Genomic DNA, 14,426 nt, shown 5'->3' with positions numbered 1-14,426 from the left:
GAGACGGCAGCGGCACCGCGGCGCGCGGCGGAGGCGGAGTGCGTGCCGGGGACGGTGACGCGGGCGGGATCGCAATGGAGGGATGTGGCGTGAGCGGCGTCGAGGTGACGGGCCGGAACGGCGGCGTACGGGACGGCGGCGTGCGGAGCGGCGACCGGGCGGCGGCGGGCCGCCGGCTGCGGGCGCTGGCCCGCGCCGAACTCACCCTGCTCGGACGCAACCGCGGGGTCGTGTTCACCGCGCTGGCCGTGCCGCTGCTGCTGCCGTTCAGCGTGCGGCCCGCCATCGACCAGCTGGACCTGAAGAAGCAGGGGCTGACCATCGGCACCACCCTGCTGACGGCCGCGATCGGCTTCTCCTTCCTCTTCGCCGTCTACACCTCCCTGGTCAACGCCTACGTCGCCCGCCGCGAGGAACTCGTCCTCAAGCGGCTGCGCACCGGCGAACTCTCCGACGCCGAGATCCTCACCGGCACCGCCCTGCCCGCCCTCGGCATCGGCCTCGCCCAGGCGCTGGTGCTGTGCGCCGGGTGCGCGGCCCTGCTGCACACCGGCACGCCCAGGGCGCCGTACCTGATCCTGCCCGGGCTGCTGGCCGGATACCTGGTCAGTGCCGCGCTCGCCGCGTTCACCGCGTCCTTCACCCGCACCGTGGAGAGCAGCCAGGTCACCGCGATGCCGCTGATGATCCTGTCGATGCTCGGCTCCGGGATCACCGTCCCGACCGAGTTCCTGCCGGACAAGCTGGCCACCGCGTGCGAACTGCTGCCGCTGTCCCCGGCGGTCCGGCTCTTCCGCGGCGGCTGGACGGGCCAGTTGAGCACGGGCGAGACCCTGACCGCCCTGGCGACCGCGCTGGCCTGGTCGATCCTCGCGGTGTTTGCTGTACGACGGTGGTTCCGATGGGAGCCGCGGCGCTGAGGAACGGGGGGACGCGCGGATGCTGGGGCGGGTACGACGATGGCGGCAACGGCACTGGGGGGAGCTGAGCAAGGCCGAGCGGGTCGAACTGTTCAGCGTCCTCACCTGGTACGGCACGGTCTGGTTCATCATGGCCTGCTGGGTGCTGCTGCCCCTGCCCACCGGGCTCGCCCACCGGCCCGTGGCGATCGTCCTCGGCGCCCTCCTCGCCCTCGTGGCGATCGTGCAGTGCGTGCTCGCCAACCGGCTCACCCGGCCCGCGCTCGACCACTATCTGGGGCGCACGGAACTGCCGGCCGGCGCGCACCGCGCCCCTGCCGTCGTGCTGGGACTGGCGCTGGCGCTGATCGTGGCGCTCACCGGGCTGGACGCGGCGACCCCCATGACGGTCCCGTTCCTGATCGCCGGCTATGTGCTGCCGTTCGCGCTGCTCTACGGACTCACGGTCCCGGTCCCGGTGTTCCTGCGCCGGTCGGCGGTGTGCGCGGTCCTGCTCACGACAGCCGTCGGGCTCGCCGATCACGACGGAGCCGGCCTGGTGGCGACCGCGATGATGACCGCCTTCCAGACGGTCTTCGCGCTGCTCGCCGGCCGCTGCGGCGCCTGGACGCTGGCCGTGCTGTGGGAGGCGGAACGGGCCCGCGAGGTGGAGAGCCGGCTCGCCGTGGCCGAGGAGCGGCTGCGGTTCGGGCGGGACCTGCACGACGTGCTGGGGCGCAACCTCTCCGTGATCTCGCTCAAGAGCGAGCTGGCCGTCCAACTCGCCCGGCGCGGGCGGCCGGAGGCCGTGGAGCAGATGATCGAGGTGCAGCGCATCGCGCAGGAGTCGCAGCGGGAGGTACGGGACGTCGTACGCGGCTACCGGGAGGCCGACCTCGGTGTGGAACTCGCGGGCGCCCAGGGCGTGTTGACGGCCGCCGGGATCGACTGCGAGGTCAGCGCGGAGACGGCGGGGCTGCCCGCCGACGTGCAGTCCGCGCTCGGCTGGGTGGTGCGCGAGGCGACCACCAACGTGCTGCGGCACGGGGACGCGGGCCGCTGCACGCTGCGCCTGCGGATACAGGAGGGGCGCGTGGTGCTGGCGGTGGAGAACGACGGACTGCCCGGAACCCCCGACGGGGGTGGGGGTTCCGGGCTCGCCGGGCTGCGGGAGCGGCTCGCGGCCGTCGGCGGAACCCTGGAGGCCGGCGCGGCCACCGGGGGCCGGTTCCGGGTGGTGGCCGAGGTGCCATTGGGAGAGAAAGTGAGCGAAGTCACGTCATGAGCACTCCGGTACGCCTGTTGCTCGCCGACGACGAGCATCTGATCCGGGGCGCGCTGGCCGCGCTGCTGTCGCTGGAGGAGGACCTGCTCGTCGTCGCGGAGGCCGCCAGCGGACCCGAGGCGCTGGCCATGGCTCGGGCCCATGAACCCGATGTCGCCGTGCTCGATCTCCAGATGCCGGGCGCCGACGGTGTGAAGGTCGCCACATCCCTGCGCACCGAACTGCCCGCCTGCCAGGTGCTGATCGTCACCGGACACGGGCGGCCCGGGCATCTGAAACGGGCGCTCGCGGCCGGTGTGCGCGGGTTCGTCCCGAAGACGGTCAGCGCCCAGCGGCTCGCCGAGATCATCCGGACCGTGCACGCCGGAAGCCGTTACGTCGACCCGGAGTTGGCCGCCGACGCGATCTCCGCCGGGGACTCGCCGCTGACCACGCGGGAGGCCGAGGTGCTGGAGCTGGCGGCCGAGGGAGCGCCGGTCGCGGAGATCGCCGAGCGGGCCGCGCTGTCCCCGGGGACCGTGCGGAACTACCTCTCCTCGGCCGTCACGAAGCTCGGCGCCGAGAACCGACATGCGGCAGTGCGTCTCGCACGGGAGCGAGGTTGGGTATAGTTGCTCTCGCGCCACGGCGCACTGCGGACGTAGCTCAGTTGGTAGAGCGCAACCTTGCCAAGGTTGAGGTCGCGAGTTCGAGCCTCGTCGTCCGCTCCAGTAAGGCCCCCGGTCCCCCGGGGGCCTTTTGCGTCACCGCTCGGGGGTCATGACCAGCTCATGCCCGTGAGGCGCTCGTACGCCTCCACGTACTTCTGCCGGGTGGCGGCCACGACCTGCTGCGGCAGCGGCGGCGGGGGCTGCTCGCTCCTGCGGTCCCAGCCGGACTCCGCCGAGGTCAGCCAGTTCCGCACGAACTGCTTGTCGTACGACGGCTGCGCACGGCCCGGCCGCCACTGGTCGGCCGGCCAGAACCGGGACGAGTCCGGGGTGAGGACCTCGTCGGCGAGCACGAGGGTGTCCCCGTCGAAGCCGAACTCGAACTTGGTGTCGGCCAGGATGATCCCCCGCTCGCGGGCGATGTCCCGGGCGCGGGAGTACACGGCGAGCGTGGCCTGGCGCAGCTGGGCGGCGGTCCCGGCGCCGACCTGGCGGGCCACCTCCTCGTAGGAGACGTTCTCGTCGTGCTCGCCGACCTCGGCCTTGGTGGCCGGGGTGAAGATCGGGGCGGGCAGTTCGGAGCCGTCGACGAGGCCTTCGGGGAGGGCGAGGCCGCAGACCGTACGGGACTCGTTGTACTCCAGCAGGCCCGAGCCGGTGAGATAGCCGCGGGCCACGCACTCGACCGGGACCATCTTCAGGGACTTGCAGACCAGGGTGCGGCCCGCCCAGTCGGCCGGCGCGCCCTCGGGCAGCTCGGTGCTGATCACGTGGTGGGGTGCCAGGTCGCGCAGCTGGTCGAACCACCACAGGGAGAGCTGGGTGAGGACGCGGCCCTTGTCGGGGATCTCCGTGGGCAGCACCCAGTCATAGGCGGACATGCGGTCGCTGGCGACCATCACGAGGTCGCCCGCCTCGTTCTGGTACAGCTCGCGCACCTTTCCGGTGTGGAGATGCACCAGGCCCGGAACCTGGATCGGCTCGGGCTTTTCTACGAATCCGGACACGGTTCCTCCCCGTGGTTCTGTCCAAGTGCCTCGATTCTCCCGTATCCGCTGGTCCACTGCGCCGGGGGGTCGTCAGTCGCGTTTGCAGATGCGGTCCAACAGGTTCGCCGTGGCGCGCTGGATGCGGGGCTCGACATGGCCGGGGCGGTCCAGGGCCGGGGACCAGGCGAAGGTGCCGGAGGCGAAGACCCAGGCGCCGGAGGGGGCGCGGTAGAGGGAGGTCTCCTGGTGGCGCAGGGCGCCCTCGCTGTCGCTGTACGGGGAGTGGGCGAGCAGGATGCGCTCGTCGTGCTCGGGCAGCGGGGTGCGGGGGAAGTACCGGTCGGCCTCGCCGGCGACCAGGCCCTGGATCTCGTCGCCCTCCTGCGCGCCGGTCGCCTCCCACAGCCAGTGACCGGCGTTGCGGACGATCAGCGGATGCGGCTCGGGGACCCGGCCCGCGTACTGGATGCCGACCAGCTGCTGCTCGGGCCGGTCGATCTCGCGCCACAGCACGGGCTTTCCGGGGCCCTTGCGCTTGCGGCAGGTCAGCAGCCGGTCCGGGACGCCGGACGGGGACGGGCCCAGCTCGATCTGCCAGTACATGGTGTTGGCGGAGAGGAACACCAGCGATGTGCCCCGGTCCCGGGCGTCCTCGACGGCCCGGCGCATCGGCACCGACCAGTACTCGTCGTGGCCGGGGAAGACCAGACCCCGGTAGCGGGTGGGGTCGACGCGGCCGGCGTGCAGATCGCGGGCGTCGGCGTAGGCGAGGTCGTAGCCGTAGCGCTCGGCCCAGCGGATGAAGTCGTAGGCGTGCCCGACGTGCAGGGGCAGGCCCGCGCCCGCGTAGGGGCGGTCGAAGGAGACGGTGGTCGCCGCGTCGGCCTCGCCGAGCAGCCGGCCCTTCTCGTCCCAGGCGTGGTAGAGGCTGGCGCCGGTGCGGCCGTCCTCGGGATACAGGTTGTACGCCTGCCAGGTGATGTCCGGCAGCAGCAGGAGCAGATCGGCGGGATGGTCGTCGCGGACCGTGAACGGCACGTGGGAGCGGTAGCCGTCGGCGGTGGTCAGGACGGCCACATAGGCGCCGATCCGCCAGTGGGAGGGCACCTGGAGGCGCCAGGACAGCCACCAGTGGTGGCAGGAGACCGTGCGGTCGGCGGCCAGCGGCGGGGGCTGGACGATGCCGGACAGCCGCGGGCTGGTGGTGATCTTGGAGGCTCCGTCACCGCCGTAGTGGCCGATCCGGTAGACGTCGACGCTGAACTCCTGGGGCGGATCGACCGTGATGTGGAAGTCGATCGCCTGCCCGGGCGTGACCGCTCCGGTGGAGGTGAAGCCCTTGATCTGGCGGTGCACGTCGTCGGCCGAGCGGGGGCCGGTTCCGGCCGCGCGGGGCGCGGGCACCCGGCGCCTGCCGTCGGTGAGCTGCTGCGGGGCCGGGTCGACGTACCAGGGCACGACATGACCGGTGTCGTCGAAGTACGTCTCGCTGCCGCGCAGCCAGGGCACCGGGCCCTGGCCGAAGGGGTCCGTGACGGCGTGCGCGAGCGCTCCGGACTCCCAGCGGCGAATGTGATCCGAGGCCATGGTCGTCCCCTCCCTCATGCCCCCGTGTCGTCCTGTCTCGGTGGTGCTCGCTGTGCTCGGTGCCACGCGCCCGGCTCGGCCGTGCTGTCGTATGTCGCACGCCTTTGCCAGGTGCGTGGTCGCTCCCAGCACATCACATAACGCACGGGCTCGGTCACTAGTCGTTGCGAATTGACCTGAAGTGGAAGACGGGGCTCCCGTTGAACGCGCTTTCCTTCACACCAGCCGTACGGGCTTCTCGGGGCGTATCCCGGACGCGGCCAGCCAGTCGCGCAGCGGGCCCGGGTCTCCCTCCTCGATCAGGCTGAGCACCCTGGGCGCGAGGTCGGCGGCACGCTCGCCGCCCAGCAGCAGCGCGGGGCCGTCCAGCCAGTCCAGGGCGGGGACCGCGCCGGCGGTGTCGACGGCCGCGCAGCACACCATCGCCGTGACGTGGTCGGTGAGCAGGTCACGGGCGGTGCGCGGGGGCTGCAGCGGGAACAGGGGCAGTCCGCCGCCGTCCCACAGGGCGTTCTCGGGGCTCTGGCCGGAAGCGCTCGCTCCCCTGGGCACGGCCGACTCCTCGCGGGCCAGCTGGGCGCTCAGGCCGGCGGCGAGGGTGGCGCTGCGCTCCGTGCCGGGGTGTTCGGCCGCGTGGTCCGCCTCGGCCTCGCCTCCGGCGGGGATCCCGCTCCCGCCCGCAGCATCCGCGCGGCTCGCGTCGTCGGGTGCGGGTGGCTCCTGGGGGGCGTCCGCGCCGTCGACGGCCCGCGGGTGGTTCCGCGGCGGTTGCGGTGCCGCCTGTCCCGCGCCCGCCTCGGTCAGGTGGTCCAGGACCCGGGCCAGGGTGGGGCCGCCCGGGTCGGGGGCCGCGGGGTCGAGGCAGGCGCGGACGCCCAGGGCGTCCAGGACCCGGTGCAGGCGGGCCGCGTCGGCGCGCCAGGTGCGGTCCACGACCTCCTCCGGATACGCCTGCCAGTCCACCGGCGCCCAGTCCGGGCCGGACTCCGCGGGGCCGCCGTGGAAGAGACGCGCGGCGAGCAGCGAGGCGGCCTCGTCCATCGCGCCGGGCTCCTCCAGCAGGTCGCAGGCCGGGCGCTCGCCGAGCCGGGAGGTGAAGCCCTCGGCCAGGCGGTCGCGCCGGGACAGCTCGGTGAGCGCCGCCACCACGCCCGCGTCCAGCCCGGAGGGCCAGCGGCCCATCCGCCAGGCGGGCAGCGCGACCCGGGTCAGCAGCCGGTCCCAGCCGGCGTAGGCGAGGCCGACCTGCTCCTGGGCGACGATCCTCAGGCCGTAGTCGACGGCCTGGGCCCGCTCGGACGCCGCCGCGGCGACCCCGCGCTCCATCTGCGTCGCATGCTCCCGGCAGCCGCGCAGCAGCAGCCGGGCCACCCAGCCGAGGGCCGCGCACATACCGCGGGTGAGGGGACAGCGGCCCGGTGTCGAGGCGACCGCGACCGCCGCGTCCAGGCCGCGCACGAAGCGCCGGGCGGCCGCTATGTCCGGGTGCGCCGAAGGGCCCGTACCGGCGATCACCGGGGCGAGGACCGCGCGCAGCTCGCCGACCCGCATCCACCACAGGAACGGGGAGCCGATGACGAGCACCGGTGCGACGGGGAGCCGGCGGCGGCCCGGGCCCGCTATCTCGTCGGGTCCGGGGCGCGGGGGCGGGCCGTGGGCGGTGTGCGTGCGGTCCTCCAGCCAGCTGTCGCAGTCCGGGGTGAGCGCTATGGCCGAGGGGGCCGGCACGTCCAGGCGCTCGGCGAGGTCGCGCACCATGCGGTACAGATCCGGGGCGGACTTCTCCGGGACCGGGACCGTCGGGCTGACGGCGGGCCGGGCCCGGGCCACGACCAGGGCGATGCCGGCGGCGGCCAGCAGTACCAGCACGGCGAGCGCGCCGAAGACCCAGCGCGCGGCGTCCCAGCCCCGGCCGACGAAGTGGCCGGCGGACGCGCCGGTCAGCAGGATCACCGCGACAGCCGCGGGCAGCAGGGCCACGGCCAGCGCCCGGCCCCGGACCCGCAGTACGGCGAGGGCCCGGGAACGCGCGGCCTGTGCGCCCGCCTCCGCACCGATTCCGGTCACGTGCCGACCTCACCCCCTCGCTGCCGTTGCCGTGCCGACCTGGTGGTGCTCACTCCCCCACTGTGGCATCCGCCACTGACATCGCAATGCCGGTGGGCCAAGTGCCGGAACGCTTGCGCGGCACCCTAGTTGGGGCCCCGGCCCTCGTCAGCCGTATAGGCGATTGCTCACTCGATGGAATGGCTTTGGTCAGAGCTGGGTGACAGACAGCAAAGATCAGGCCCCGGATCGGGAGTCCGGGGCCTGGGTGCCGTCCTGGCGGCGGGAGAACAGGTCAGGCGCCCGCCCGCGCCGCCTTCTCGGCGATGTCGGTGCGGTGCTGGGAGCCGTCCAGACGGATCCGGCCCACCGCCCGGTACGCCCGCTCGCGCGCCTCGGTCAGGTCCGTGCCGGTGGCGGTGACGGACAGCACGCGCCCGCCCGCGCTGACGACCGCGTCACCGTCCCGCTTCGTCCCGGCGTGCAGGACGTACGCGTGCGGGGCGTCCTGCGCGGCCACCTCGTCCAGACCGGTGATCGGGTCGCCGGTACGGGGGGTGTCCGGGTAGTTGTGCGAGGCGACGACGACGGTCACGGCCGCGTCCTCGCTCCAGCGCAGCGGCGGCAGATCGGCGAGGTTGCCGGTGGCGGAGGCCATCAGGAGCCCGGCCAGCGGGGTCCGCAGGCGGGCCAGCACCACCTGCGTCTCGGGGTCGCCGAAGCGGGCGTTGAACTCGATCACCCGCACGCCGCGGCTGGTGATCGCCAGGCCCGCGTAGAGCAGGCCGGAGAACGGGGTGCCGCGGCGGCGCAGCTCGTCCACGGTCGGCTGCAGGACCGTCTCCAGCACCTCCTCGACCAGCTTCGGCTCGGCCCAGGGCAGCGGCGAGTACGCGCCCATGCCGCCGGTGTTCGGGCCCTCGTCGCCGTCCAGGGCGCGCTTGAAGTCCTGGGCGGGCTGGAGCGGTACGACCGTCTCGCCGTCGGTGACGGCGAAGAGGGACACCTCGGGGCCGTCGAGGAACTCCTCGACGACCACGCGCTCGCAGGCGGCGGCGTGGGCCTTGGCGGCGTCCAGGTCATCGGTGACGACCACGCCCTTGCCCGCGGCGAGGCCGTCGTCCTTGACGACGTACGGGGCGCCGAAGGCGTCGAGTGCCTCGGCGGCCTCCTCGGCCGTCGTGCACACGTAGGAGCGGGCGGTCGGCACCCCGGCCGCCGCCATGACGTCCTTGGCGAAGGCCTTGGAGCCCTCCAGCCGCGCGGCCTGCGCGGACGGGCCGAACACCGGGGTGCCCGCGGCGCGGACGGCGTCGGCCACACCGGCGACCAGCGGGGCCTCCGGGCCGACGACGACCAGGTCGGCACCGAGGCGGGCCGCCAGCTCGGCGACCGCACGGCCGTCGAGCGCGTCGACCCGGTGCAGCTCGGCCACCTCGGCGATGCCGGCGTTGCCGGGGGCGCAGTGCAGCGCGGTGACGTCGGGGTCGAGGGACAGGGAGCGGCACAGGGCGTGTTCGCGGGCGCCGCTGCCGATGACGAGGACCTTCACGGGGCCAGCCTACTGGCAAGGTCGCCGAAGACCGGGGGGCGGGTTTGTTGGGCTTTCCTACAAGCCGCCCGCCGCCGGGCCCCGGCCCGCCCGTCCGCGGCCGGCCGCAGGTGACCGCCGCGACCCGGGCGCCTATTCGTTGGAGAACTCCTCCACCACCGTCGCCCCCAGTTCCCGGACGATCAGCTCGTGGCCGGAGAGGGCCGACTCGTCCAGGTCCGGGTCGTCGTCCTCGGGGATGTCGTCCTCGATGGAGACGGCCGGCGGTTCGGGAGCGGCCATGGGCTGCGGGGCGGGGGCGGCAGACGCCGCCGCCCGGCCGGACGGCGTGGGCGCGGACGGCTGCGGGGCCGCCGGGGAAGCCGCGGGACGGGGCGCGGCGGGCGCGCCGTACCCACCGCCCGCGCCGCCACCGGTGGGAGCGCCGCCGTAACCGCCTCCGCCGCCGAAGCCCCCGGCGGGCGTGGGTACGGATCCCCCGCCGGACGGGTCGACGACCGCGTCGATCTTCCACTGCACGTTGAACTGCTCCGCCAGCGCCGCCCGCAGGACGTCCTCGCTGCCGCTGCTCGCGAAGTTGTCCCGGGCACCGGCGTTGACGAAGCCGACCTGCAGGGTCGTGCCGTCGAAGCCGGTCACCTGGGCGTTCTGGCTGAGCAGGATCCAGGTGAAGCGGCGGCGGTTCTTGACCGCCTCCAGGATGTTGTCCCACAGGGCCCGCGGATCGACACCGCCGGCGGGGGCGGCCGCGAGCGGGGCCGGCGCCGCAGCCGCGGGGGCCGTCGGCGCGGGGCCGCCCGCCTGGTGCTGCGGCGGGGCGGGGGCCCGGCCGGGTGCCTGGCCCTGCTGGCCGCCCGCCGGTGCCGCGGCCGTGGGCCAGCCACCGGGCCGCCGGCCGCTTCCGGCAGCGGCGGCGGTGGGCCAGGCGCCGGGAGCGGCGGAGGCGACGGAGGGAGTGCCGGGGGCCGTGGAAGGTGGCGGCGGGGCCGGGGCCTCGGGGGCGGGGGCCGTGGACGCGGCCGGGGTGGCCGCTGCCGGAGCCGGTGCGGGTGCCGTCGGCGGGGCGGGCGCCGGGACGGCCGGAGCCGGACCGCTGACGCCCGGGCCTCCGGCACCGGGACCCCCGACACCCGGATCGCCCGCACCGGGGCCGCCGGCTCCCGGCCCGCCCACGCCCGGACCACCGGCACCACCGGCGCCCGGAGCACCCGGGCCCGGGCCGCTGGACGCTCGCACGGCCGCGCGGGCCGCGGCCGGGCCGCCGGCCGGCACGGGGGCGCCACCTGTGTGGGCCTCGGGTCCGGGGACGTACCCCATGGCGGGCGCGCCGGCCCCGCCCGAGAAGCTGACGCCGCGCTCCAGCCGGTCGAGACGGGCCATGACCGACCGCTCGTCGCCGTAGGCGGCGGGGAGCAGCACGCGCGCGCAGATCAGTTCCAGCTGCAGGCGGGGCGAGGTGGCGCCGCGCATCTCCGTCAGGCCGTCGTTGACTAGGTCGGCGGCGCGGCTCAGCTCGGCGGCGCCGAACGTGGCGGCCTGGGCCTGCATGCGCTCCAGGACGTCGGCCGGGGCGTCGAGGAGCCCCTTGTCCACGGCGTCCGGCACGGCCGCCAGGATCACCAGGTCCCGCAGCCGCTCCAGCAGGTCGGCGACGAACCGCCGCGGGTCGTTGCCGCCCTCGATGACACGGTCTACGACCTCGAAGGCGGCGGCGCCGTCACCGGTGGCGAAGGCCTCGACGACCGAGTCGAGGAGGGAGCCGTCGGTGTAGCCGAGGAGGGAGGTGGCCATGGCATACGTCACACCCTCCGCTCGGGCGCCGGCGAGGAGCTGGTCCATGACGGACATCGAGTCACGCACCGAGCCCGCACCGGCGCGCACGACCAGGGGCAGCACGCCGTCCTCGACCGGGATGGTCTCCTTCTGGCACACCTCGGCGAGGTAGTCCCGCAGGGTGCCGGGCGGCACGAGCCGGAAGGGGTAGTGATGGGTCCGGGACCGGATGGTGCCGATGACCTTCTCGGGCTCGGTGGTGGCGAAGATGAACTTCAGATGCTCCGGCGGCTCCTCGACGACCTTCAGCAGCGCGTTGAAGCCGGCCGACGTGACCATGTGGGCCTCGTCGATGATGTAGATCTTGTACCGGCTGCCGGCGGGACCGAAGAAAGCCTTCTCGCGCAGCTCACGGGCGTCGTCCACACCACCGTGCGAGGCCGCGTCGATCTCGATGACGTCGATCGAGCCCGGGCCGTTGCGCGCCAGGTCCCGGCACGACTGGCACTCCCCGCAGGGGGTCGGCGTGGGGCCCTGCTCGCAGTTCAGGCAGCGGGCGAGGATCCGCGCGCTGGTCGTCTTGCCGCAGCCGCGCGGACCGCTGAACAGGTACGCGTGATTGACCCGGTTGTTCCGCAGCGCCTGCTGCAGCGGGTCGGTGACATGCTCCTGCCCGATGACCTCGGCAAAGGTCTCCGGGCGATAGCGGCGGTACAGCGCGAGAGACGACACGTATACGAGGTTATAGGCGCCCACTGACAACCGGCCCCGGCCGCGGAGCGGGAACGCAAGGGCCCCCCACGCACCCGCCAGAGCCGACCTACCCTTGCTGCCTTCCGGCCCTGGGGGAGTTCAGTCAGATAGCGCCGCGTGAGGGGCTGCGCCCACAGTACCCGATCGCGGCCCGCGGGCCGTAACGGATGCGGGCCTGCGAGAACGGGTTCGCGAGCACTGCCCTCGGTCATGTAATGTTTCCGGCGGAGGATTCGCCTAGAGGCCTAGGGCGCACGCTTGGAAAGCGTGTTGGGGGCAACCCCTCACGAGTTCGAATCTCGTATCCTCCGCCAGTGCCTCACCGGGCACGATGTCGAAGGGCCCCACTGTCCGCAGTGGGGCCCTTCGACGTTGGAGGACGGTCGCGGCGGTGTGGCGAGCGTCACGGAGGCGGCCGTCTCGTACGCCCGCATCCCGGAGAAGCCGCTTCCAGACGTGAAAGCCGGTGCTCGGGCTCAGCGGCCCGCCGATCGGCGAGGCGAAGTCCTCCCGGTGCAGCAGCGCCTCCCCTTGCCGGAGCCCGAGCGCCAGGGCGATGACCCAGGGCGACGCGCCCGCGCCGAACGGCCTCACCGAGGGCGACCCGGATCGTGCGACGGCATTTCCTGTTCGCGGACGCTGGACCTGTTCGCTTTCCCTTCAGCAGCACGCGCGGACTCGTCGCGTGAGCGAGGAGAAAGACCCCCTGCGCTGCCCCGGTAGAAGACGGCCGTTCAGGCGAGACCCCGAGCCGTCCTCACACGCGGGCGGGGACACGGCGCCTACCGCGTCACCCGCACCGGTGCCGACACCGTCACCTGGTCCACGTCCGACGCCCGTACGGTCACCTTCATCGTCCAGGTCCCCGGCAGGGGGAGGTCGAAGGTGTCGGCCGCCCAGTAGCCGCCCCGGTCGGTGACCCGGGTGTCCAGGGGGCCGATCCGCCGGGCGGACAGGGTGAAGGTGACCCGCAGTTCGGGCACCGTGGACAGGCCTCCGTCGGGGCCGTAGACCACTGCCTGGACGGAGCTGCGGCCCACCCGGCCCGGGTCCAGGGTGATCTGGACCTTGCCGTGGCCGCCGGGGGTGCCGAGGTCGAAGGGCACCGTGGTGACGGAGGCCGTCGGGATGCCGCTCGCCGGTGCCGCGGTCCGGGCCGCCTCGGTGGCCGTCCGGCCGGGCACCGTGCTCGTCAGGAGGGTCGTCAGGGCCAGGACCACCACGCCGACGGCCGCCTCCGCCAGCACCGAACGGCGCAGGAGGTGGAAGGACAGCTGCGGGGGCGGTGCGGGGGGTTCCGGCGGCAGCGGGGGTCCCACGGCCGGTTCGGGGACGCGGGCGCTGGGCGTCGTCCGCGTCGCCGGGGCCCGCGTCAGGCGGGTCGTCCAGGTGCGGGAGCAGGCCGCCGCCAGCAGGAGCGCGATGACAGCCGCCAGCTTGGCCAGCAGGGTGCGGCCGTACGTCGTGTCCGTGAGCGCCTGCCAGGAACCGAGGCCCCGCCAGGACTGGTGGACACCGGTCAGGACGAGCACCGTCACCGAGACGGAGGCCAGCCGGGAGAAGCGGGCCGGGACCGAGGCCGGCAGGTCGGGCGTGCGGTGCAGGACCCTCAGCAGCGCGGCCAGTCCGCCGAGCCAGGCCGCCATGGCCAGCAGATGGAGGGTGGCGGAGGTGATCGCCAGCGGGACCTGGAGGCCCGCGGAGGCGTGTTCGGCCGCCGCCCAGGTCAGGGCGAGGGGCAGGGCGACGGCCGCGGCCACGGCGAGGGTGGCCCGGCGCGGGAGCCTTCTGCGGCGGGCTCTCAGCAGCGCCACCGCGGCTGCCGCGAGGAGCAGCAGCGCCAGCCGGGCGAGCAGAAGGGCGCCGGGGCGGCTCTCCGCGGCGTGGGCGAGGGCGCGCGGGGAGAGCGCCCGCACGGGGGAGGTGCCCTCCTCGTAGGGGGTGCGCAGGACGAACAGGGCGGTCGTCGTGGCGAGCAGCGTCCAGGCGGCGGCCAGGGCCGGGGCGCGCAGCGGGGCCGCGGCCGGCGGGCGGCAGTACGCCACGAACGCGGCCGTGCCGAGGAGCAGGGCCAGGCAGAGGTAGGCGAGCCAGCGGGCGATGTTGTACAGGGCCGCCGTGGCGGGGTTCTCCGTGGCGTCGGACACCGGGCGCACGGTCGTCGCCGTGCGCTTGCCGACCGAGAAGGTGAGCGCGCCGGACACCGGGTGGCTGTCCGCCGACACCACGCGCCAGGCGACCGTGTAGGTGCCGGTGGCGAGCTTGGCGGGCAGGGAGACGCGGGCCGTGTCCGAGCGGCCCGGGGCGTGGTCGGCGGGGCCGGTGCGCAGCTGGTGGTTGCGGGGGTCGTAGACCCGGAAGGAGTCGGTGAGCAGGCCGACCGACTCGGTGAAGGTCAGGGTGACGTGCCGGGGAGCCGTGCGCACGACGCTGCCGTCGCCGGGGTCGGTCGTGCGCAGGGCCGCGTGCGCCGACGCGGGGGCCGCCGCGCCGAGCAGCAGGGCCAGGAGGCCCGCGCAGAGCAGGGTCAGCCTCTGCCACCACCGGTGTTCCTCGCGCACCTCGCCCCTCCCTCGCCGCCTGCCCCGCGTAGGAGTACGCAGAGATCGCCCGGAGTGCTCACCACGTCGGGCGGGCCGAGACGCCGCCGTCCACGGTCAGGTCGTGGCCGGTGATCCAGCGGGCGAGCGGCGAGGCCAGGAACACGCACGCGTCGGCCACGTCCTCGGGCCGGCCCAGCCGGCCGGTGGGGGCGACTGCCAGCCAGCGGCGCACGCCCTCCGGCCAGGCCTGCGCCAGGCCCTCCCGGTCGATCAGGCCGGGCGAGACGGTGTGGACGCGGATGCCGTCGGGCCCGTACTCCAGGGCTCTTCGGGCGTCGTCGTCGCCCGG

Annotated in this window: 9 protein-coding genes, 2 tRNA genes, 1 other RNA gene and 2 pseudogenes; 5 read left to right on the top strand and 9 right to left on the bottom strand. The window is 74.5% G+C overall.

Annotated elements, in window-relative coordinates:
• Positions 1 to 89 precede the first annotated feature (89 nt).
• From IO33_RS0114615 to IO33_RS0114600, 4 genes are all read left to right on the top strand, one after another.
• On the top strand, positions 90 to 920 hold the full coding sequence (locus tag IO33_RS0114615) for an ABC transporter permease (RefSeq protein WP_425347963.1): 831 nt from the start codon (positions 90 to 92) through the stop codon (positions 918 to 920).
• A gap of 19 nt (positions 921 to 939) precedes the next feature.
• On the top strand, positions 940 to 2,184 hold the full coding sequence (locus tag IO33_RS0114610; protein WP_037685411.1) for a sensor histidine kinase: 1,245 nt from the start codon (positions 940 to 942) through the stop codon (positions 2,182 to 2,184).
• The gene (locus tag IO33_RS0114605; protein ID WP_031164624.1) at positions 2,181 to 2,795 is read left to right on the top strand and encodes a response regulator transcription factor; all 615 of its coding nucleotides are present in this window, start codon (positions 2,181 to 2,183) and stop codon (positions 2,793 to 2,795) included. Before IO33_RS0114610 ends, IO33_RS0114605 begins: the two co-directional genes overlap by 4 nt.
• Positions 2,796 to 2,818: 23 nt before the next feature.
• Positions 2,819 to 2,894: transfer RNA gene (locus tag IO33_RS0114600), tRNA-Gly, on the top strand.
• A gap of 47 nt (positions 2,895 to 2,941) precedes the next feature.
• On the opposite strand, the gene IO33_RS0114595 is transcribed toward IO33_RS0114600, so the two are convergent.
• From IO33_RS0114595 to ffs, 6 genes are all read right to left on the bottom strand, one after another.
• The gene (locus IO33_RS0114595; protein ID WP_031164622.1) at positions 2,942 to 3,841 is read right to left on the bottom strand and encodes a phosphoribosylaminoimidazolesuccinocarboxamide synthase; all 900 of its coding nucleotides are present in this window, start codon (positions 3,839 to 3,841) and stop codon (positions 2,942 to 2,944) included.
• A gap of 72 nt (positions 3,842 to 3,913) precedes the next feature.
• Positions 3,914 to 5,410 carry a N,N-dimethylformamidase beta subunit family domain-containing protein gene (locus IO33_RS0114590; RefSeq protein ID WP_031164620.1) on the bottom strand — a complete coding sequence of 499 codons (1,497 nt, stop codon included), beginning with the start codon at positions 5,408 to 5,410 and terminating at the stop codon, positions 3,914 to 3,916.
• Between the two features lie 216 nt (positions 5,411 to 5,626).
• Positions 5,627 to 7,477, bottom strand: a complete 1,851-nt coding sequence (locus tag IO33_RS0114585) for a membrane protein (RefSeq protein WP_031164618.1) — start codon at positions 7,475 to 7,477, stop codon at positions 5,627 to 5,629.
• 274 nt (positions 7,478 to 7,751) lie between these two features.
• On the bottom strand, positions 7,752 to 9,008 hold the full coding sequence (gene purD / locus IO33_RS0114580) for a phosphoribosylamine--glycine ligase (RefSeq protein WP_031164616.1): 1,257 nt from the start codon (positions 9,006 to 9,008) through the stop codon (positions 7,752 to 7,754).
• A gap of 132 nt (positions 9,009 to 9,140) precedes the next feature.
• Positions 9,141 to 11,513 (bottom strand): DNA polymerase III subunit gamma and tau, encoded by a 2,373-nt coding sequence (locus tag IO33_RS0114575; protein WP_031164614.1) that lies wholly within the window; start codon positions 11,511 to 11,513, stop codon positions 9,141 to 9,143.
• A gap of 55 nt (positions 11,514 to 11,568) precedes the next feature.
• An RNA gene (gene ffs / locus IO33_RS46615) (signal recognition particle sRNA small type) lies at positions 11,569 to 11,663 on the bottom strand.
• Between the two features lie 97 nt (positions 11,664 to 11,760).
• Between ffs and IO33_RS0114570 the strand changes: the two genes are divergently transcribed.
• Positions 11,761 to 11,848: transfer RNA gene (locus IO33_RS0114570), tRNA-Ser, on the top strand.
• A 61-nt stretch (positions 11,849 to 11,909) separates the two neighbouring features.
• Here the strand turns inward: IO33_RS0114570 and IO33_RS52395 are convergent.
• The 3 genes and pseudogenes from IO33_RS52395 to IO33_RS0114560 form a co-directional block, all read right to left on the bottom strand.
• Positions 11,910 to 12,038 (bottom strand): annotated as a pseudogene (locus IO33_RS52395) (site-specific integrase); the annotation flags it as partial.
• 278 nt (positions 12,039 to 12,316) lie between these two features.
• Complete coding sequence (locus IO33_RS0114565) at positions 12,317 to 14,095, bottom strand: copper resistance CopC/CopD family protein (RefSeq protein ID WP_245235784.1); 1,779 nt, start codon at positions 14,093 to 14,095, stop codon at positions 12,317 to 12,319.
• Positions 14,096 to 14,153: 58 nt separating this feature from the next.
• A pseudogene (locus IO33_RS0114560) lies at positions 14,154 to 14,402 on the bottom strand (SDR family oxidoreductase); the annotation flags it as partial.
• Between the last annotated feature and the right edge of the window lie 24 nt (positions 14,403 to 14,426).

Origin of the sequence: Streptomyces durhamensis (assembly GCF_000725475.1) — a bacterium.
Lineage (GTDB): Bacteria > Actinomycetota > Actinomycetes > Streptomycetales > Streptomycetaceae > Streptomyces > Streptomyces filipinensis.
This window is presented reverse-complemented; position numbering and strand designations above follow the sequence as displayed.

Coding starts and splice junctions, on each gene's coding strand:
- IO33_RS0114610 (WP_037685411.1), top strand. CDS start 940: ATGCTGGGGCGGGTACGACGATGGCGGCAACGGCACTGGGGGGAGCTG.
- IO33_RS0114605 (WP_031164624.1), top strand. CDS start 2,181: ATGAGCACTCCGGTACGCCTGTTGCTCGCCGACGACGAGCATCTGATC.
- IO33_RS0114590 (WP_031164620.1), bottom strand. CDS start 5,410: ATGGCCTCGGATCACATTCGCCGCTGGGAGTCCGGAGCGCTCGCGCAC.